The organism is Labrys sp. (in: a-proteobacteria), from assembly GCF_047605565.1.
Classification (GTDB): Bacteria; Pseudomonadota; Alphaproteobacteria; order Rhizobiales; family Labraceae; genus Labrys; species Labrys neptuniae.
In genome coordinates, this window is the sequence record NZ_JASGFM010000058.1 from 1 (window position 1) to 19687 (window position 19687).

The following is a 19687-nucleotide window of genomic DNA, read 5'->3' on the forward strand; positions in this document are numbered from 1 at the left end:
GAGCCGTCATGCCGCGCCTGCCATGCAGGAGCCGGCCGTCGCTGACTACGCCGCCCTCGCTCATCCCGGGAGCAGCCTCGCCCGCCTGACGGCGCCGACAGCCGGGGACGTTGTCGCAGCCGCGCGCCAGGGCGATGCGACGGCACTCGCGCTCCTCGACGAGGAAGCCACCCTGCTCGGCGAGGGCTTTGTCAGCCTCATCCATCTCTACAGTCCCGAGAAAGTGGTGATGGGCGGCGGCGTCTCGCATGGCTTCGACCTGATGGACGAGACGATCCATCGGGCCATCCGCACCACTGCCCTGCCTGCCTTCCGCGACGTGCCGGTGGTAAAGGCGGCTCTCGGCGACAATGCCGGCCTCGTCGGCGCCGCGGCCCTCCTGATGTTCGGCGAGCGGACCCGGTGATCGCGGACCGGCCCTGACGCTGGAATAACGCCCGACTCACGGGTTTGGTCAAACACTCCGCCTGCAGATCCTGCATGGGGGATGGGCGATGGCACAGGCCGGTGGAATCGAAGACCGCACGGTGGATCGCAACACGCCGGCATTGGCCCTCTCGGGCGGCGGCTTTCGCGCCACGCTCTATCATTGCGGCGCGCTGATCCGGCTCAACCAGCTCGGCCTGCTCGCCAAGATCAGCCGGGTCTCCAGTGTGTCGGGCGGCTCGATCACCTCCGGCATGCTGGCGGCCGCCTGGAAACAGCTGACCTTCCAGAACGGCGTTGTCACCGATCTCGACGCCAAGGTGATCGCACCGCTGCGTGAATTCTGCACCCGTTCCGTCGATACCAAGGCGGTGGGGCTCGGGACCATCCTGCCCGGCAAGTCCATCGGCGACGTCCTCGCCGACAGCTATGATGATCTCTTCGAGGGCATCAGCCTGCAGGATCTGCCGGACAGCCCGCAATTCGTCTTCAATGCCACCAATCTGCAGACCGGCCGGCTCGTGCGCCTGCAAAAGATCCGGCTGGCCGACTATGCTGTCGGCATCATACCCAAGCCCGACATCCGGCTTGCAGTGGCCGTCGCCGCTTCGAGCGCCTTTCCGCCCGTGCTGTCGCCCGTGGAGATCAAGGTCGACCCTGCGCACTGGGTGAACGCCACCGGCACGAGCCATTTCGGCGATCCCGACTACAACCACAGGCTTTCCCTCATCGATGGCGGCGCGTATGACAATCTCGGGCTGGAGACGGTGGACGATTTCGCCACCGTGATCGTCAGCGATGCCGGTGCCCCCTTCGGCACCGAGGAATCCGCCCATGCCTTCTGGCCCCAGCAGGCCTTGCGCGTCCTCGACATCGCCACCGACCAGGCACGCGGCCTGCGCAAGCGCCTGCTCTTCGCCGAAGCCAAGGCCGCCGGCCGCATCATTGCCTTCAGCGGCATCGACAGCGTCGCCTCGAAATATCCCGCCCCACAGACATTGAAGCCCGACCCCACCGCGGTCGCGCGGCTGGCAAAAATGCGGACCCGCCTCGATCCCTTCGACGAGGAGGAGCAGAGCCGGCTCATCAATTGGGGCTGGCTGATGATGGATGTCGCCCTGCGCAGCTATGTCGCGCCGACCGAGCCGGCTCCGACGGCCTATCCCCTGCCCGGCTTTCCGGTCTAGGGCCATGAAACTCGCCGGCACCGATCCCGACAGGAATTTTGGCCTGGTCTATCGCGACGACGCGCTGGCAGCCGGCCCCGCCACCCATGTGCTGATCATCGGAGTCGGTGCCTATCAGTCGTCGCGCTTCAAGAAGCCGCTGACCTCCACCACCTTCTCGGCACGAGCCCTGGCGGATTGGTTCGTCGGGGACACGCCGGGCTTTCGTAACGAGGCCTGTCCGCTCGGCAGCCTCGCCCTCCTGCTCTCCGAGCCGGCAGCGGGCGGGGATCCCCGCGCCACCTATGCCGATGGACCGGTGCCACGCGCCAGCTTCGCCGCGTCGCGCGAGGCGGTACGGGCCTGGGTGAGGCGCATCAACACGCACAAGGACAATCTCGCCATCCTCTATGTCGCGGGCCATGGCGAGAGCCTGCTCTCCCGCACGGCCTTCCTCCTCGAGGACTATGCCATGGACGATCTCGACGCCACGGCCGGCATGTCCGAAGTCGAGCAGTTCATGTCCGCCCTGGAGAACGCCAAAGCCGTCTCCCAGCTTCTGCTGTTCGACTGCTGCCGCTCGGCGACGAATCTCGCTTTGCCCTGGAACGAGCCGTTCGGAAGCAAGTTGATTGCCCTGACCCGCGAAAACAGGGGACATGACGAGCCGAGCAAGCAATGGGTGATCGCCGCCACCGCGCTCGGAGAAGTCGCGGGAGGCCGCGTCAACAACACCACTTTGTTTGCCGATGCGCTGCTGAGCGCACTCGGCGGTGTCGCCGGCGATCCGGCCGAAGAGGACTGGCCGGTGCGCCCCGGCCCGCTGGTGGACAGCATCAGCCGCCTGCTCGAGCTGCACCGCCTGCCGGACGAGAAACCGCAGACGCCCGGTGGGCGCATCTCCGGTACTTTCGAGATCAGCTTCGCCGGCGAGCGGGCGGAAATCCCGGTCTATATTTCGATGGCCGAACCCGAGAACTGGCCCGAGAGCGATTTCACCGTCACCGCCGTCCCCGGCGGCGAGACGGCCTTCGAGGGCGCAACCGGAAAGCCGCCCTTCCAGCTCCTGAAATATCCCGAAGCCACCGCCATCAACGTCTCCGCCCGTCGTTTCGGCGCGGATATCGGCGGGGCCAAGGGCAAGGCGCGGGCGCCAGCCGTCTTCCTGGAAATCAGGCACAGTGCGACGCCGCCTCCCGCCGTAGTGGAAAAACTCGACCCGGGACGCAGCGCCGGCCCGGTCGCACGGCTGCTCATCAGCCTTTCCGGCCCCGTGGCGATCGCAGCCGGTGCCGTGGCCGAGGTTGCCGGGGCGAACGAGGCGAAGAAGAGCCCCAAACAGGTTGTCGTCGCCATCGGCGGCGCCACGCCCGTGGATGTCGGGCCTGGCGAACATGTCGTCACCTTGCGTACGCCCGATGGCCGGGTGGAGATCCAGAACGTCACGGTGGCCAAGGACGAGGTGCTGGAAGTGCGCTTCGCCATGCCGGCTTCGCCACATGAATGGCTCGGCCTGGCGACGGCGACCGGTGCCGTCCCGCCGTCTCCTCCCCCTGATCCGTCGCCTCCCGCTCCGGCGCCGGGCCTGGAAAGCTTGCGGCCGCGTCCATCGGCTGACGTCGACAGCTCGGCACCGCCCCTTTGGCAGCCCGGTTTTCCTCGGCCCGCCCCTCCGCCGGTGATACCCGTAATTGCCACCATCGCCGGCCATGTCGATTATGCGCTCGGCCTGCATGCGCTTGCCGATCCCCGCCTCGCCGCAGCCATAGACAATGACGACGGGCGGCTCGCGCAGGTTGGCCTGGCCGACGCCGCGGCCCATCGCTTCGCGCCGTTCGAAAGTAGCACCGACGATCGCCCGGTCTTCGTCGCGATCGAAGCCGGCCCGCGCCGCAATCTCGCCGTGGTGCCGAGCATCGCGGGGCGCTGGCGCCCCTATGTCCTCGTCGACAGGCAGGCGCCGCGCGAAAAAAGCATGGTCACCATCATCGCCGAAAACTCCATCTGGAGCGGCCTGATCGGCTTCCTGGCGGCGCGCGACGCCGAGGCCGGCAGCAGGCTCCTGGCCGGCGGGCTCCAGCAGGCCGTGATCGACGCGATGCAGGACAAGCTCGCCGATCCGATCGCGGCGCTGGCGGCCGCGCTGATCGCCGTCTCGGCCTCGTCGCCCGACCTCGAACGCCGCTGGGACCCCTGGCTCTTCAATCTCGCCAACTGGTTTCCGCTCATCCCGGACGGCCCGATCATCCTTGGCCGCCGCCTGTTGATGCGGGCCAGCACCGCCAAGCAGTTCGAACAGGCCAAGGCCCGGTTCCTGGAGGGTTTTTCGCGCGGCGCACCGCTCTATTCGCTGTCAGCGGACTGGCTGGCCCGCGGGCTCGAAAGCCTGCCGGATGAAAAGGCACTCGAAGCGCCGCGCCGCGCAGCCCGCGCCTTCGCCAACCGCATCGACTCGACCCAGGCCTTCACCGTGATCCGCCTCGGCGCTTGAAGGAGACTGCCATGCCGGTTTTCAGGCTCGCCATGCATCCGGCCTCCGAGGGCGATGCGCTGATGCTGAGCTGGGGCGAGGAAGACTCCCTCCATCGCGCCCTCGTCGATCTCGGCCGTACCAAGAATTATCGGGTGCTGAAGCCGCTGCTGCAGGCGATCGGCAGCTTCGAGCTCTTCGCCATCAGCCACATCGACGCCGACCACATCGAAGGCGCCGTGCCGCTGTTCGGGGAAACGGCGCTCCCCTTCACGGCGCGCAATGTCTGGTTCAACGCCCATGCCCAGCTCATCGCGGCGAGGGACCGGCTCGGTGACCGTGAAACCATGGGCGCCGGCCAGGCCGAGAAGGTCACGGCCGGCATCGTCGCCAGCCATTGGCCCTGGAACAGCCAGTTCGCCTCCGGCATCGTTTCCACGGACAGTCCGGAGGCGCGCGAAGCCCTGCCGCTCACCGGAGGGCTGAAGCTCACCCTGCTCTCTCCGACGGACCGCAAGCTCACGGACTTGCTGCCGGTCTGGGACAATGAACTGGCCAAGGCGCATCTGCGCACGGTGGACGAGGACCTGGTCGAGCAGGCCCTTGCCGATGGTCGCGAGATTCTCGGCGGCCTCAATGTCGATGCCCTGGCTTCGCGCGCCTTCGAACGCGATGGCACCAAGCCCAATGGCACCAGCATCGTGTTCATCGCCGAATTCGACGGAAGGCGCGTGCTGATGGCGGCGGACTCCCATTCCGATGTCATCGAGGCCGCGCTCGAGCGCCTCGGCCATAGTCCGGAGAACCCCTTGGCGCTCGACTGCCTCAAGGTTTCCCATCACGGCAGTAAGGCCAACACCTCGCCGGCCCTGCTGCGCCTGATCGACTGTACCTGCTTTGCCTTCTCGACCGATGGCAGCCGCCACGGCCACCCGGATGCCGAGACCATCGCCCGCATTCTCAAGAACGATCCCCAGCGCCGGAAGAAACTGGTGTTCAACTTCCGCCAGCCCAGCACGGAGCAATGGGACGACGAGGAATTGAAGAGACGCTGGCACTATGATTGCCTGTTTCCCGAAGCGGGCAAGGAAGGCATCGAGTTCGAGCTGTAAGGGCAAGAGTCGCGATTTGGCGGAGACATCGGTTGCGTCATCGGCGACACGCCCAGCCGGGTATCTCGCAACTGTGTGAATGCCGGCGAGCCATTCTGCCTTGCTTTGAAGCTGGACTTCGGCACCCGGCCGATTCACAATCGACCCAATCCATCGAGTAGCGGGATTAGTCGGTTCGCGTGGTCCTTCGGATGGCAACGCGCCCGAAATAGGTTTTCAGCAAGGAGTTTCATCCATGGATTACGTCAAGCTCGGCTCGACGGGCCTCGAAGTGTCACGCCTGTGCCTTGGCTGCATGACCTATGGCGATCCCAATCGCGGCAATCACGCCTGGACCTTGCCCGAGGAACAGAGCCGCCCCCTGATCCGCCAGGCCATCGAGGCCGGCGTGAATTTTCTCGATACCGCCAATACCTATTCGGACGGGACCTCCGAGGAAATCGTCGGCCGGGCCATCAGGGAGTTTTCGCGGCGCGAGGAGATCGTGCTGGCGACCAAGATCTTCTTCCGCACCCGTCCCGGCCCCAATGGCGAGGGCCTGTCGCGCCGCGCCATCCTGGCCGAGATCGACAACAGCCTCCGGCGTCTCGGCACCGACTATGTCGACCTTTACCAGATCCATCGCTGGGATGCGTCGACCCCCATCGAGGAAACGCTGGAGGCCCTGCATGACGTGGTGAAGGCCGGCAAGGCCCGCTATATCGGCGCCTCCTCCATGCATGCCTGGCAGTTCACCAAGGCGCTCTACACCTCCCGGCTGCATGGCTGGACCGAATTCGTCAGCATGCAGGACCATCTCAACCTGCTCTACCGGGAAGAGGAGCGCGAGATGCTGCCGCTCTGTCGCGACCAGGGCATCGCCGTGCTGCCCTGGAGCCCACTCGCCCGCGGCCGACTGACGCGCGACTGGAACGAGAGCAGCGAGCGCCAGCAGAGCGACAATGTCGGCACGGCGCTCTATGACGCGACCCAGGAAGCCGACCGCAGGGTCATCGAGGCCGTGGCCGCCATCGCCAAGGCGCGCGGCGTGCCGCGGGCACAGGTGGCTCTCGCCTGGGTGGCGCAGAAAAGCGGCGTGACCGCTCCGATCGTCGGCGCCTCCAAGCCGCATCATCTGAACGATGCCATCGCGGCACTCGATCTGAAATTGACAGGCGAAGAGATCGCTGCGCTCGAAGCCCCTTATGTCCCGCATGCGATCGCCGGCTTTCAGTGAGACCGATGGTTGCGCTTCGCTGACCAGACCTTAGATGAAGGATGGTGCCCCAGCGGCTGCATCCTTCATCCGGCGATCCGCCTCCCCTGGAATCGGACCGCCCCTCCGTTTTCATCCCTCCCTTCCCTTCGACGACTTCAGGAAAGAATCCCATGAGTCCGACCATCCGCTTCAATGACGGCAAGGAAATTCCCCAGCTCGGCTTCGGCGTCTGGCAGGTGCCGAACGAGGGCGCGAACGCCGCGGTGACGGCGGCGATCGAGGCGGGCTACCGCTCGATCGACACCGCTGCCATCTATGGCAACGAAGAAGGCGTGGGCGATGCGCTCGCCGCATCCAGCGTTCCGGTCAAGGACATCTTCGTCACCACCAAGCTGTGGAACGGAGACCAGGGCTATGACACGGCCCTGCGGGCCTTCGAGGCCAGCCTGAAGAAACTGCGCCTGGAGACGATCGATCTCTATCTCATCCACTGGCCGGTGCCTTCGCGCGATCTTTATGTCGAAAGCTGGAAGGCCCTGATCAAGCTGCGCGAGGAGGGGCTCGTCGCCTCCATCGGCGTCTCCAATTTCCAGATCGCCCATCTCGAGCGCCTGAAGGCGGAGACCGGCGTGGTACCGGCGATCAACCAGGTCGAACTGCATCCACGCTTCCAGCAGAAGGCCCTGCGCGCCTATCACGCCAAGGAAGGCATCGCGACGGAGGCCTGGAGCCCGCTTGGCCAGGGCACGCTGCTCTCCGATCCCACGCTGACGGCCATCGCCGAGAAGTACGGCAAGAGCACCGCCCAGGTGATCCTGCGCTGGCATCTCGACATCGGCAATGTCGTCATCCCCAAATCGGTGACGCCGGCCCGCATCGTCGAGAACTTCCAGGTCTTCGATTTCAAGCTGGCGCCGGAGGACATCGCCGCCATCGAGAAGCTCGACGATCCCAAGGGCAAGATCGGCCCGGATCCCGACACCTTCGCGATGGTGTGAGGGCGGGTTTGGGACGATAGTTGCGCTTGCATGAAAGAGCGCAGGATATGCAGGGTGTCAGCCTCCTGGCTGACATCCCGTTTGCCAGCAGGGGCTGCGTTTCCAAGATGTCAGCCAGGAGGCTGACACTCCAACCGCCCCGACTCTGCAGGAAATTTTCTCCTATCTGAAGAAGCGGTTTTCCGGCCGCGGCAGGCCGAGATTCTCGCGCAGCGTCCGCCCCTCATATTCGCGCCGGAACAGGCCGCGCTCCTGCAAGATCGGCACGACCTTGTCGACGAAGTCGTCGAGGCCACCGGGCAGATAGGGGAACATCACGTTGAAACCGTCGGAACCCTCGCTTTCAAGCCATTCCGCCATTTCATCGGCAATGCTTGCGGGCGTGCCCACGAAAGCGAGGCCCGCATAACCGCCCAGGCGCTGGGCGAGCTGGCGCACCGTGAGGCCCTCGCTTTCGGCCAGTTGCAGTACCCGTTCGCGACCGCTCTTGCTGGCATTGGTCTCGGGAATGGGCGGCAGCCGGCCGTCGGGATCAAAGCCCGAGACGTCATGGCCGAGCGCGATGGAGAGCGAAGCGATGGCACTGTCGTAGTGCACGAGGCTGTCGAGCCTGGCGCGCTTGGCCTTGGCTTCCTCCACGCTGTCGCCGACCACCACGAAGGCGGCCGGCAGGATCTTCATATGGTCCCTGTCGCGGCCAAGCCTGGCCATCCTGCCCTTGACGTCGGCATAGAAGCGGCGTCCCTCGGCGAGGTTGGGCGGCGCGGTGAACACCGCCTCCGCCGTTTCGGCCGCGAGCTGGCGTCCGGGCTCGGAAGAGCCCGCCTGCACGATCACCGGCCAGCCCTGCACCGGACGAGCGATGTTCAGCGGGCCGCGCACGGAGAGGTACTCGCTTTTGTGGCCAAGCACATGCAGCTTGTCCGGGTCGAAATAAAGGCCGCTTTCGACGTCGCGGATGAAGGCGTCGTCGGCCCAGCTGTCCCAAAGACCGGTGACAACGTCATAGAACTCCCGCGCCCGGCGGTAGCGCTCGTCGTGTCCCATGTGATCGTCGAGGCCGAAATTGAGGGCCGCATCGGGATTGGACGTGGTGACGATATTCCAGCCCGCCCGGCCGCCGCTGAGATGATCGAGCGAGGCAAAGCGGCGGGCGACATGGTAGGGCGCATCGAAGGTGGTGGAGGCGGTGGCGACCAGGCCGATATGCTCGGTGACGGCCGACAGGGCCGACAGCAGGGTAAAGGGCTCGAACGACGTCACCGTATGGCTGCGCTTGAGCGCCTCCACCGGCATGTTGAGCACGGCGAGATGGTCGGCCATGAAGAAAGCGTCGAAGCGGGCGCTTTCGAGGCGCTGGGCCAGGTGCTTGAGATGGGCGAAGTTGAAATTGGCGTCGGGCCAGGCGCCCGGATAGCGCCAAGCTCCGGTATGAATGCTCGCCGGGCGCATGAAGGCGCCGAGCCGCAATTGGCGGGCCATGAAGATCTCCCATGAAAGGGCAGGCCGGGTCCGCAAGGCCCGGGCGAGCAAATCACTCAGAATATAGAGTGTGTATGGTTTTGATGTCTGCCAAGGCCCGGCGCAAACAAAAGGAAGTCCCCTTCCCGACACCGGAACAGGATCCCCGAATCCCTCGCCACGGGCTATGCTTGGCGCCCTGCACACAACCATCCCGGGAGGACGAGACATGAGCTTCGAAGGCAGTTGTCATTGCGGCGCAGTTTCCTTCACGGCCGAAGCCGACGCGCCGACCAGCGCCGTGAGCTGCAATTGCTCCTATTGCCGCCGCAAGGGCTCGCTCCTGGCCTTCCTGCCGGCCGAAGCGGTGACCATCTCCGCCGACCCGGCGAGACTCAAGACCTACCAGTTCAACAAGCACCGCATCGAACACCAGTTCTGCGAGACCTGCGGCACTCAGGCTTTTGCCAAGGCAAAGCGGCCCGACGGGGCGGCCATGGTGGCGATCAATCTGCGCTGCGTGCCCGCCATCGACCTCGATGCGCTCGAGATTCACAAATTCGATGGCGCGAGCACCTAGCGCAAAGCGCGTTCAAGCGTGAACGCTCAGTTGCCCTAACTCATTGTTCCCAAGCCAATCCAAAGGATTGGCTTGGGCGTCTTTGCGATTCTTGGTGATTCCGCCAGATCGCAAAACGCTTTAGCGCGAGCCCATCGCCCTCATGCACTGACAGACGCGGCAAGCGGCCCTCTTACGCGAGACAGGCCTTACGCCTTCATGCCGGAGCACCTGATTGCGCGAGTTCCTTGCTTCGACGCGCCCTGGTGTTTCGCGGCGAGACGGTCAATCCAGGCGTTTCCGGTTCGTGGGCCGGCCTCGACGACGGCGACGCAGACAGCGGCCACCCTTCCCAGAAGTCCGCGGTGTGGGGCTCGTCGGCCTGGTCGAGCCAGTCGTCACGGTAGTAGTCCGCGAGCAAGGCATAGCGAATCTTGTCGGTCCGGTTCGTCGTCGGCGTGTGCAGCAGGCGATGATGCCACAGCACCAGGGTGCCGCGCGGCCCCGGCAGCATCACATGACGGCAACGGGCCTCCGCCTCCAGGCGCAAGGCTTCGACATTGTCGAGCAATTTGTAGGAAGCGCGACCGGCAAATGCCTTCGCCATGATGTAATGGCTCCCTTCCCAGACGCTGAAGGCGCCGCCATCCTCGGCAACGTCGTCGAGATAGAGGACGGCATTCACCTGGAAGGGATGGGCATCCATCCCGCCTTTGATCGTGTCGCTCGACTGCGGGGTCGGAAAGATCGGATAGAGGCCGCGCGTCGCATGGCGGCCGACGCAGCGTTCGCCGATCAGGCTGCGCACGGCCGACATCACCGGGCCGTTGCCATACATCATGCGGATCAGTTCGGGATGCCGGAACACATTGTCCTTGAACTTCAGCCGGCCGCGGCGTTTGGCGAGCGTGGCGGACCGGCAATCGTCCTCGATCTCACCGATCCAGGTCCTGGGATCGTCGCGGTCGAAATGGCTGTCGATCTGGCTCCATGTCAGGTTGATCGCCCAGTTCGTCCATTTGGCGTCCAGGTCTATCTGGACGGTACAATAGCCCTTGTCGACGAATGAGTTCTTCTGAACTTCGCTTAGCATAGGCGCCCCCAAGCTCCTGCTTCAAATCAATTACGCACCGACCAGTTCGCCGATCCTGTCCTTCAGTTTGTTGTAGCGGCGGTTTTCGCTTGGCGTTGCCGGCTCCGCCTGTTCGAAGCTCTGCCTGGCGGCGACAAGGTCACCACGCGATAGATGCGCCTCGGCACAGAGGATATGGCCAAGGGCCGATTTGGGATTGTCGACCAGCGCAAGCTCGAGCAGTTCCAGCGCGCGCCCAACCGAGGATTGCGCCAACAAGGCGCGCGCCACATGGATCCGCGCCTGCGAGGCATGCTTGGGGAGAGCGCGCGACCAGCCACTCAGCGTGGTCTCCAGCGCGGCGACATCGCCATTGTTTCCTTCCGCCTCGACCCGAAGCGACCAGTAGCGGCTCGATCGCGCTTCCTCCAGCTTCGGATCATAGAGGATGTCCAGCGCCTCCCGGTTGCGCTTGAGCATCAACAGGGCACGCGCCTTCGCCATCTTGATCCGCTCGGAGCGGGCATCGGTCAGCGATGCGACCTCCAGCGCCTTGGCGGGCTGCTTCTGCTCGACCAGCCACTCGATGTGCTCGGTCGCAAAGGTCGGCGACTTCTCCGACCACTCGCCGAACTCGGAGAAGAAGCGCGCCGCCGAACTCGGATCACCCTTGCGCGCCTCGACGGCATGCAAATGCGCCGCCGATGCCCCGCCCGCCTCGATACTGGCCTGGGCGCTCTCCAGGCTGTCGCCGCCCACGCCGCCTGCGTCGAAATGCCGGACCAGGCGGTCGACATTATGAGCGATCAGCGTCTCGCTCACATGGGTAAAATCATTCATCCAGGCAATCTGCCGGTCGCTCTGGAGCACGGATTCATAGCTGGGGAAGTAGTGCACATTGTCGTAGCGCGCGACCATTTCCTCGGTGACCGTACGCAGGACGGACTTGCTGTAGCAATTTGCCACCATCACGTCCTCGGGACGGTGCGTAATTCCGAGCGCCACCGGCGATACGCTCATCAGGATGACCGCGTCGCTCCGCCCATATTTGCGCAGGAGGCCCAAGGCCCGGTCGCAATAATCCAGCGTCTCGTCATGAGAGAGCACGTGAAGCTCGAAGCGCTCGGGATAGCGGCGGACCAGCGGCGGTGGCGGCAAACTGTTGAGATAGGTAGCTGCCACATTGTCGTACCAGACTTCGACCAGGCCGAGCGTGACGATGATCAGCTTGCAGTCCTTGAAACTGCCATAGGCCTTGGTGATGGCCGAGCGTCGGCGCAGCACCGTCTCCCGGGGCGCGGGTTGCACATTGTGGGTGACGTGCAAGTCGAGCCATTTGCCGGAGCCATATTCGACGATGGCCTGCTCGGCATCGAACTGCAATTCCCCGGTGGCCCAGCCCAATTCGTTCCAGATGGACGGTGTGCTGAAATTGTTGAGCGCCCGAGGATGCACGCCCGCGAAGCTGCGATCGTCCATCAAATCCCGCATCGGCAGGCGATAGCCCGCGGTGGCAAGCCGGCCTTCCACATTGCGTGCGAAGCACGATCCAACGGTGAAGATCTTGTCACCCGGCTCCAGATCTAACTCAAAATCAAAATGCGGACTGGCAATCGGTTCCACTCGATTAGCAGCATTTCTCGACCCCCAGAAACTGTATTCATTCGCCTTACGAAGCTTGATTGCATCTACAGCAGACGATTTGTATAGCGGCACGGGACCTCTGATGATTTTGGTTGAACTGAGCTATGTTCTCCTGACTCGACGATTTCTATGAGTCCATGGAATGTTGCTCGGCGTCAAGAGACAGCTTTGTGACGATTTTGTGTCTGCCCGCGGGTGGCTTCCCGCCGCCGCCCCTGCACGCCACCGGCTCATATCGGCCATGGAACGCAGCCGATGGTTGCAGAACGACCTCCCCGGCGCGAAGCCGGGCGGCGCGTTTTTGCGTTCGAATCGCCGCCACTCAGTTTCCGGGAGGCCGCCACAATTCGCTGCGGTCGCGTTCCGTGCTGCGCAGCATGTCGAGGGCAATGCGAAGCTGGATGTCGTCGGTAGGATTGGGCGGCACATAGAGGGATGAGCCGCTCTCGTCCTTGAGGCCCGTTCCCCTGAGATGACCCGTCAGGCCTGCTTCGCCGGGTGTGGCATGGCCGAGGCCGGCACCGGTCGGATCCTGCTGCCGCACGGCGATGTCGGGCTCGATGCCCTGAGCCTGGATCGAGCGGCCGAGCGGGGTATAGTAGCGCGCCGTGGTCAGCACCAGGGCGCTGTCGTCGGGCAGGCGGGTCACCGTCTGGATCGAGCCCTTGCCGAAGGAGCGCGTACCCAGGATGGTAGCGCGCTTGAAGTCCTGCAGGGCACCGGCGACGATCTCCGCCGCCGAGGCGGTGCCGCCGTTGATCAGCACCACCAGCGGCACGCCGCCGGTGATGTCCTCGCCATGGGCGATATAGACCTTCGACTGGTCGGGCTCACGCCCGCGGATCGACAGCAGCACCCCTTTGCCGATGAAGGCCGCCGACACCATGATCGCCGGATCGAGCAAACCGCCAGGATTGTTGCGCAGATCGAGAACGATGCCCTTCAAGGTGCCAGGCCGGAAGGCCGTCGGCAGGCGTTCCGCAACCCGCCTGAGGCTGTCGGGCGTCTGCTCGTTGAATTCCCGGATGCGGATATAGCCGACATCCTCGCCCATCACCTCGAAGCGCACGCTCTCGGCCCGGATGATCTCGCGCATGAGCGTATAGGACAGCGGCACGGCATTGCCACGCCGCCGGATGGTCAGGGTGGCGGAACTGCCCACCGCTCCTTCCATGCGCTGCAGCATCGCTGCCGGGCTCAGCCCCCGGACGGTATCACCGTCCAGCTTGAGAATGATGTCTCCCGCCTTCAAGCCCGCCGTGGCGGCCGGCGTGGCATCCAGGACATGCTCCACCTTGACCAGGCCGCCCTGCACCTCGACCTCGAGGCCAAGCCCGACGCGCTTGCCGGCAAGCTCCTGCTGCATGTCGGACATGGCTTTGGGATCGACATAGCGCGAATGGGGGTCGAGCTTCGACATCATGCCGCCGATCGCACCCTGGATCAGCACGTCCGGTGCGGGCTTGTCGACATAGGTGGCGAGCACCCGCTGATAGATCGCAATGAAACGACCAAGCTCGTAAAGTTGCTCGCGAGTATCGTTGTCCGGGTTTTCAGGGTCCGGCTGTTGTTGAGCCCTGACCGGAACTGCAATCAAACCAAGAAGAAGAACAGCTATCGCAAGTGGACGCATGCGCATGGCGGCCTCCACTCTTCCAATGATTTCCAATTACATGGTGATGCGGCATCCAAATGTCAGTAGCACCGCCGAAAAATAGCTGCTGCGACACCAGCGCATTGGTGCCGGCCTGTATTTTCCGGCATAGAGACAGCCATGGCAGCCAGCATCCATATGAGCGAGCCTGAGGGCACCGCGATCAGCGAGGCGATGATCGAGCGCCTGGTCCACACCTTCTATGGCCGGGTGCGGCAGGACGATCTGATCGGGCCGATCTTCAATGCCAAGGTCGCCGATTGGGACGACCATCTCGCCAAGCTCTGCGCCTTCTGGTCATCGGTCATCCTGCGCAGCGGTCGCTATGACGGCCGACCGCTCCGGCCTCATCTGATGCTGCCGCTGGAAGGCCGGCATTTCGATCGCTGGCTCGATCTGTTCGAGCGCACCAGCCTCGATGTGCTGCCCCGCAATGCCGCCCTGCTCTTCATCGACCGCGCCCGCCGCATCGCCGACAGTTTCGAGATGTCGATCGGCACCCAGCACGGCGAGATCCGGCCGCCGCGGCACCAGGCGAGAAGGCTGCCGGCTTAAATAGCATTGCCGACCATGCTTGCTTCGCTCCCCTTACAATGACGGCATCAGAATCACCTCCAACAGGCGTGGCGGCACGTCGCTCAAAAATCCCGGATGGCGCCTCTCTCGATTTTGCGGCATAGCAGGCGCAACCGAAAGAACCATCCATGCCCGCCAAACTGCTCGCCACCCTGATCGGCCTCATCGCCATCCTGCTCTGGTCCGTCCTCGCCCTGACCACCGCGCTCACTCACCGCATCCCATCCTTCGAACTGCTCGGGCTGACCTTCGCTGTAGCGACGCTGATGGGCGCGGCCTCCTGGCTGTTCCGCCCCGGCGCCACCGCGGCCCTGCGCCAGCCCTGGCCAGTCTGGGCGCTCGGCGTCGGTGGCCTGTTCGGCTATCACGCCGTCTATTTCGAGGCGCTCAAGCGGGCACCGCCGGCCGAGGCCAGCCTGATCGCCTATCTCTGGCCGTTGTTGATCGTGCTGTTCTCCGCGATGCTGCCTGGCGAGCGGCTGCGCTGGTATCATGTTGCGGGCGCTCTGCTCGGTTTTGCCGGCGTCCTGGCGCTCGCCCTCGCCAAGGGTGTTTCGGGCTTCGAGATGGCCAATGGCCCCGGCTATGCGCTGGCGCTCGCCTGCGCCTTCATCTGGTCCGGCTATTCGGTACTGTCGCGTCGCTTCAAGGCGGTGCCGACGGATGCGGTGGTCGGCTTTTGCGGGGTAACCTGCGTACTCGCCTTGGTCTGCCACGCCCTGTTCGAGACCACGATATGGCCCGATGCCAAGGAGTGGCTTGCCATCGTCGGGCTTGGCCTGGGACCGGTGGGCCTGGCCTTCTATGCCTGGGATCGCGGGGTCAAGCATGGCGACATCCGCCTGCTCGGCGTCGCTTCCTATGCCACGCCGGTGCTCTCGACGCTGATCCTGGTCGCCGTCGGCATCGCATCGCCGAGCCTGGCTCTGGCACTCGCCGTGCTGCTCATCGTCGGCGGGGCGCTCATCGCCTCACGCGACCAGCTTTTTCCCCCACGCAAACCGGCGGTGGAGGTATGAACCTCGGTTGGAATGCCGATCTCGCTCCATTACTTGACGGAGCCAAGGCGAGAGGATCGGCACTCCAGAGGCGCACTACCCCGCCGGCCTGCCGAGAAAACGCTCGATGATGGCGCTCGAAAGCCGCTTCGGGCGTTTGGTGGCCACATCCAGGCAGCACCAGCTCGACTTCACTTCGGCGAGCACTTCCTCGCCGCGTTTGATGATGATGCCGTAAAAGGCCTTCGCACCATGCACCTTCTCGAGAATGACGGTGGCGATCACATCGTCTTCGAGGAAGGCCGGCTTGCGATAGGTAATCTCATGACGCAGCGCCACCCAGGCGTGCTTCTTCAGCGCCTCGGCAGGCGCCAGGCGCTCCCAATGGCTGATGATCGCCGCCTGCACCCATTTCAGGTAGCTGGCATTGTTGACATGGCCCATGAAGTCGATATCCGAGCGATCGATACCGACGGTATAATCATAGGGCATGACGTTCCGAAACATCGCTTCCGCGCCTCCGCGCCAAAATCGGCATATGGGGACGCCACTTCCGAAATGCAGCCCCCATACAGCCCAAGTGCCATTGAAGCAGCATAGCTTGGCACAAGCATGGCACGGCGCCAATCCGTCCAATGGATCTACGCTGAACAGGGTGGGTCGGCGAAAGGTTCCCGGCTCGTCAGGCCCCGAACCCGGCAAAGGCCTGCGCCATGCGCAGATAGACCGGACGCTTGTGCGGCGTCACCAGGTCGGGCAGCCGCGCCAGCCTTTCCCAGCGCCAGCCGAAGAATTCCTGCGGCTCGCCGGTCGGCAGATTGACGACGTCGATCTCGCTGTCCTGCCCCTCGAAGCGCAAGGCTGCCCAGCGCTGCTTCTGGCCGCGATAGGGCGATAATTTGTGCGGTGGCCCGTCATAAGGCGGGAAATCATAGGGCCACCATTCCTCCGTCACCGCAAGCAGGGAAGCGCTGCGGACGTTGGTCTCCTCCCAGAGTTCGCGCTTGGCGGCCGCGACGATGTCCTCGCCCTCGTCGATGCCACCCTGCGGGCACTGCCATTCGAAGCCCGGCACGATCAGTTCCGGCCCGGAGGTCTCGGCGCGGCCGACCAGCACCAGCCCCTCGGCATTGAACAAAGCGATGCCGACATTCGGCCGATAGGGTCTGGTCTGGTCCATCACGCCACCAGATGCCGGAAGGCCGCCACCACCTCGTCGTAGACGCCGCGCTTGAACGGCACGATCAGGCCAGGCAAGGCGGTCAGATCTTCCCAGCGCCAATCCTCGAACTCGGCCTTGTGCTTGCCGCCAGCCGGCCTGAGCACGTCGATCTCGCTGTCGGGGCCGGTGAAGCGGAAGGCGAACCATTTCTGGGTCTGGCCGCGATAGCGCGCCGTCCAGCCGCCGCCGACGGCCTCGGCCGGCAGGTCGTAGGAATACCAGTCCGGCGCCTCGGCCAGAAAGGCGATCGAACGCACATTGGTCTCCTCATGGAGCTCGCGGATCGCCGCCTCGCGCGGGTCCTCGCCCTCGTCGATGCCGCCCTGCGGCATCTGCCATTCGAAGCTATCGGGCGCGCTGCCGGTGCGCGGTTTGCGGCGGCCAACGAAGACCTGGCCTTGCGCGTTGAACAGCGCCGCGCCGGCGCAAGGGCGGTAGGGAAGCTTGGAGCGGTCGGTCATTGCGGGCCCGGAATGTCGCAGATTGGGAATAGCAGCTCAGGACTTGGAGGCGGCCTCGATCGCAGGCAGCAACCTGGTCTTGAGGCTGTCCTCGCTCAGCGGGCCGACGATCTTGTCGACGATCTCCCCCTTGCCATTGACCACGAAGGTCTCCGGCACGCCATAGACGCCCCAGTCGATGGCGGAGCGGCCGTTCACGTCGACGCCGACAGCTGCATAGGGATTGCCGAAGGTGCCGAGATAGCGGCGCGCATTGTCGGGGTCGTCCTTGTAGTTGATCGCCACCAGGCGCCCCTTGCCGAGGCCGGCCAGCTTCATCAGCACCGGATGCTCGTCCCGGCAGGGGCCGCACCAGGAGGCGAAGATGTTGACCACGCTGACCCCACCCGATTTGAGATCGGCGGTGGCAAGGCCGGGGAGCGCCTTGCCATCCCGGACCAGTTCGGCCAGCGGCGGCAAGCTCATCTGCGGCACCGGCTTGCCGATCAAGGTGGAAGGCAGCGCCGAAGGGTCGCCGCCGGAGCGGAGCTGGTAGAAGAACAGGCCGGCGAGCGCCGCGAACACGATCAAGGGCAGAAACACCAGCGCACGGCGGCGCGGTGCCGGCGGCAGGATCTGGCTGTTGCTCATGGCAATTGTCCGTCCGGCTTGGCGTCCCGGCGCGAGCGCCGACGAAGGCCCTGAGCTTCCAGGTCGGCCAAGGTTCTGTGCTGCGCCTTGTGATCCAGCACCACCCACGCGATCAGCAGGACGATCACCGCGACGGCGAGGCCATAGGCCCAGACGATGAAGGCCCAATGCGGCCCGAGATCCATGCCGAACAGCACCATCTTACGCCTCCACCGGCAGCGAGGCGGTCATGGCCGGTGTGACGCCGGCCGCAGCCATCAGGCGCATGGTGCGGATGCGGCGACGCAGGATCTCGTTGCGCATCGCCGTCAGATGCAGCGTGACGAACAGCAGGGTAAAGGCCAGCGCCATGTCGAGCAGCGGCCACAGCATGTTCCAGGAATAGATGGTGGAGCCGCCGATGCGGAACACCGAGGCGCCCTGGTGCAGGGTGTTCCACCACTCGACCGAAAACTTGATGATCGGAATGTTGATGGCCCCGACCAGCACCAGCACGGCCGAGATCCGCGCTGCCTTGCTGGGATCCTCGATGGCGTGCCACAGCGCCATCAGCGCCAGATACATCAGGAACAGCACCAGCACCGAGGTCAGGCGCGCATCCCAGACCCACCAGGTGCCCCACATGGGCTGGCCCCAGAGCGAACCGGTGATCAGGCAGAGCAAGGTGAAGGCGGCGCCGATCGGCATGGCCGCCTTCATCGCCACTTCGGCGAGGGGATGGCGCCAGACCAGCACGCCGAGCGCCGAAAGCGACATCGCACCCCAGCCGGCCATGGCGAGCCAGGCGCAGGGCACGTGGATATACATGATCTTCACCGTGGCGCCCTGCTGGTAGTCGTCCGGCGCGAGGGCCGCGCCATAGAGACCGGCGGCGAACAGCAGCACCGTCGCCCCTGCCAGCCAGGGCAGGAGGCGGCCGGCAAGGCCCATGAACAGGGTGGGGTTGGCATATTTCCACATGGGCTTGTTTTACCCGCGCCGGCGCGGCGAAACAATGACGCAGGAAACACAAATATCCGAGAGCCGCGCGCGAAGGACTTCCCCGATCCATGAGGAAGTCCTGCGTCGGCCGGGGACGGGCCTCTGCCGATTTCTACAGGTCCGGCATCATCACGATGTACCGAGCGCCAGCTTTGTCATTGCCGGGCCCGTCCCGGCAATCCAATCGCTCCCGCGACACAGCGAGTACCCCGCCGCTGGATACCCGGGTCAAGCCCGGGCAAGGCAGAGGTTCGTCGTCCCTACTTGGTGGTGTAGCCGCCGTTGACCAGGATGGTCTGGCCGGTCATCCACCAACCGTCGGAGACGAGGAAGCGGATATAGGGCACGATGTCCTCGATGTCGGTGAGGCCGGTCTTGGAGAATTTCGACAAGGCGCCGGCGCTCTTGTGATAGGCGACGGCATCGGCGCCCTCGGCCGGATAGAAGAAGGACGTATCCATCGGGCCGGGGCCGATGGCGGTCACCGAGATGCCGCGCTCGCCGAATTCCTTGGAGGCGGCGCGGGTGAAATGCTCCACCGGCGCCTTGGTGCCGGCATAGGCGGCATAGAAAGGCGTGAAGGCGCCGAGCAGCGAGGTGACGAGCGTGCAGATCTTGCCGTTGTCGTTGAGATGCTTGCCGGCCTCCTTGAGGAAGAAGAAGGCGGTCTTCGAGTTGACCGCGGTCATCTCGTCATATTCGGCCTCGGTGATCTCGACGAAAGGCTTCTTGAGCACCTTGCCGACGGTGTTGACCGCAATGTCGGGACGGCCGACGGCGGCGATCGTATCGGCAAACAGCTTCTCGACCGCACCGGCCGAGGTGAGGTCCCCCTGGAAGGCGACGCCCTTGGCACCGGTCGCATTGATGGCGGCGACGGTTTCCTCGGCCGAGGCCTTGGTGGCGGCGCTGTTGTAGTGGATGGCGACCGCCTTGGCGCCCTGCGCCGCCAGATCGCGGGCGAGCAGCCCGCCCAGATTCTTGGCGCCTCCGGCAATCAGCGCGACTTTTCCCTTGATGCTGTGATCGGCCATGTTGGACCTCCTTTCACGAGTGAAG

General features: G+C 64.7%; 20 protein-coding genes. 9 read left to right on the forward strand and 11 right to left on the reverse strand.

Going from position 1 to position 19687, the window contains the following annotated elements:
* The 6 genes from QM672_RS30250 to QM672_RS30275 all read left to right on the forward strand — a co-directional run.
* On the forward strand, positions 1 to 406 hold a 406-nt coding region (locus QM672_RS30250), incomplete at its 5' end, for an ROK family protein (RefSeq protein ID WP_415087036.1).
* Positions 407 to 494: 88 nt separating this feature from the next.
* A complete protein-coding gene (locus tag QM672_RS30255) occupies positions 495 to 1613 on the forward strand; it encodes a patatin-like phospholipase family protein (RefSeq protein WP_415087038.1) in 1119 nt (372 codons plus the stop codon).
* A 4-nt stretch (positions 1614 to 1617) separates the two neighbouring features.
* The gene (locus QM672_RS30260; protein WP_415087040.1) at positions 1618 to 4083 is read left to right on the forward strand and encodes a caspase family protein; all 2466 of its coding nucleotides are present in this window, start codon (positions 1618 to 1620) and stop codon (positions 4081 to 4083) included.
* Positions 4084 to 4094: 11 nt separating this feature from the next.
* Positions 4095 to 5174 (forward strand): hypothetical protein, encoded by a 1080-nt coding sequence (locus QM672_RS30265; RefSeq protein ID WP_311934598.1) that lies wholly within the window; start codon positions 4095 to 4097, stop codon positions 5172 to 5174.
* 235 nt (positions 5175 to 5409) lie between these two features.
* Positions 5410 to 6390, forward strand: coding sequence for an aldo/keto reductase (locus QM672_RS30270; protein WP_311934597.1), 981 nt, complete (start codon positions 5410 to 5412; stop codon positions 6388 to 6390).
* Between the two features lie 152 nt (positions 6391 to 6542).
* On the forward strand, positions 6543 to 7370 hold the full coding sequence (locus QM672_RS30275; protein ID WP_311934596.1) for an aldo/keto reductase: 828 nt from the start codon (positions 6543 to 6545) through the stop codon (positions 7368 to 7370).
* Between the two features lie 162 nt (positions 7371 to 7532).
* On the opposite strand, the gene QM672_RS30280 is transcribed toward QM672_RS30275, so the two are convergent.
* Positions 7533 to 8852 carry an LLM class flavin-dependent oxidoreductase gene (locus tag QM672_RS30280; RefSeq protein ID WP_415087043.1) on the reverse strand — a complete coding sequence of 440 codons (1320 nt, stop codon included), beginning with the start codon at positions 8850 to 8852 and terminating at the stop codon, positions 7533 to 7535.
* Between the two features lie 208 nt (positions 8853 to 9060).
* Between QM672_RS30280 and QM672_RS30285 the strand changes: the two genes are divergently transcribed.
* Positions 9061 to 9411: a GFA family protein gene (locus tag QM672_RS30285; RefSeq protein ID WP_068294685.1), complete on the forward strand. Its 351-nt coding sequence runs from the start codon at positions 9061 to 9063 to the stop codon at positions 9409 to 9411.
* 196 nt (positions 9412 to 9607) lie between these two features.
* Here QM672_RS30285 and QM672_RS30290 read toward each other — a convergent pair whose 3' ends face one another.
* The 3 genes from QM672_RS30290 to QM672_RS30300 form a co-directional block, all read right to left on the reverse strand.
* Complete coding sequence (locus tag QM672_RS30290; protein WP_415087045.1) at positions 9608 to 10483, reverse strand: phytanoyl-CoA dioxygenase family protein; 876 nt, start codon at positions 10481 to 10483, stop codon at positions 9608 to 9610.
* Positions 10484 to 10513: 30 nt separating this feature from the next.
* Positions 10514 to 12178 (reverse strand): GSCFA domain-containing protein, encoded by a 1665-nt coding sequence (locus tag QM672_RS30295; protein WP_415087047.1) that lies wholly within the window; start codon positions 12176 to 12178, stop codon positions 10514 to 10516.
* Between the two features lie 250 nt (positions 12179 to 12428).
* Positions 12429 to 13745 carry a S41 family peptidase gene (locus QM672_RS30300; RefSeq protein ID WP_311934592.1) on the reverse strand — a complete coding sequence of 439 codons (1317 nt, stop codon included), beginning with the start codon at positions 13743 to 13745 and terminating at the stop codon, positions 12429 to 12431.
* 135 nt (positions 13746 to 13880) lie between these two features.
* Between QM672_RS30300 and QM672_RS30305 the strand changes: the two genes are divergently transcribed.
* Together QM672_RS30305 and QM672_RS30310 are read left to right on the forward strand one after the other, a co-directional pair.
* Positions 13881 to 14315, forward strand: coding sequence for a group III truncated hemoglobin (locus QM672_RS30305; protein ID WP_367626681.1), 435 nt, complete (start codon positions 13881 to 13883; stop codon positions 14313 to 14315).
* A 149-nt stretch (positions 14316 to 14464) separates the two neighbouring features.
* Positions 14465 to 15355, forward strand: a complete 891-nt coding sequence (locus tag QM672_RS30310) for a DMT family transporter (RefSeq protein ID WP_415087050.1) — start codon at positions 14465 to 14467, stop codon at positions 15353 to 15355.
* A gap of 75 nt (positions 15356 to 15430) precedes the next feature.
* On the opposite strand, the gene QM672_RS30315 is transcribed toward QM672_RS30310, so the two are convergent.
* From QM672_RS30315 to QM672_RS30345, 7 genes are all read right to left on the reverse strand, one after another.
* The gene (locus QM672_RS30315; RefSeq protein ID WP_311934589.1) at positions 15431 to 15841 is read right to left on the reverse strand and encodes an acyl-CoA thioesterase; all 411 of its coding nucleotides are present in this window, start codon (positions 15839 to 15841) and stop codon (positions 15431 to 15433) included.
* A gap of 175 nt (positions 15842 to 16016) precedes the next feature.
* On the reverse strand, positions 16017 to 16514 hold the full coding sequence (locus QM672_RS30320) for an RNA pyrophosphohydrolase (RefSeq protein ID WP_415087052.1): 498 nt from the start codon (positions 16512 to 16514) through the stop codon (positions 16017 to 16019).
* A complete protein-coding gene (locus tag QM672_RS30325) occupies positions 16514 to 17017 on the reverse strand; it encodes an RNA pyrophosphohydrolase (RefSeq protein ID WP_367626683.1) in 504 nt (167 codons plus the stop codon). The genes QM672_RS30320 and QM672_RS30325 overlap by 1 nt, the downstream gene beginning before the upstream one ends.
* Before the next feature lie 36 nt (positions 17018 to 17053).
* Positions 17054 to 17647: a DsbE family thiol:disulfide interchange protein gene (locus QM672_RS30330; RefSeq protein WP_415087054.1), complete on the reverse strand. Its 594-nt coding sequence runs from the start codon at positions 17645 to 17647 to the stop codon at positions 17054 to 17056.
* Positions 17644 to 17847: a heme exporter protein CcmD gene (gene ccmD / locus QM672_RS30335; protein WP_367626685.1), complete on the reverse strand. Its 204-nt coding sequence runs from the start codon at positions 17845 to 17847 to the stop codon at positions 17644 to 17646. The genes QM672_RS30330 and ccmD overlap by 4 nt, the downstream gene beginning before the upstream one ends.
* A gap of 1 nt (position 17848) precedes the next feature.
* Complete coding sequence (locus QM672_RS30340) at positions 17849 to 18607, reverse strand: heme ABC transporter permease (protein ID WP_367626686.1); 759 nt, start codon at positions 18605 to 18607, stop codon at positions 17849 to 17851.
* A 281-nt stretch (positions 18608 to 18888) separates the two neighbouring features.
* Positions 18889 to 19662, reverse strand: coding sequence for an SDR family oxidoreductase (locus QM672_RS30345; RefSeq protein ID WP_311934584.1), 774 nt, complete (start codon positions 19660 to 19662; stop codon positions 18889 to 18891).
* Between the last annotated feature and the right edge of the window lie 25 nt (positions 19663 to 19687).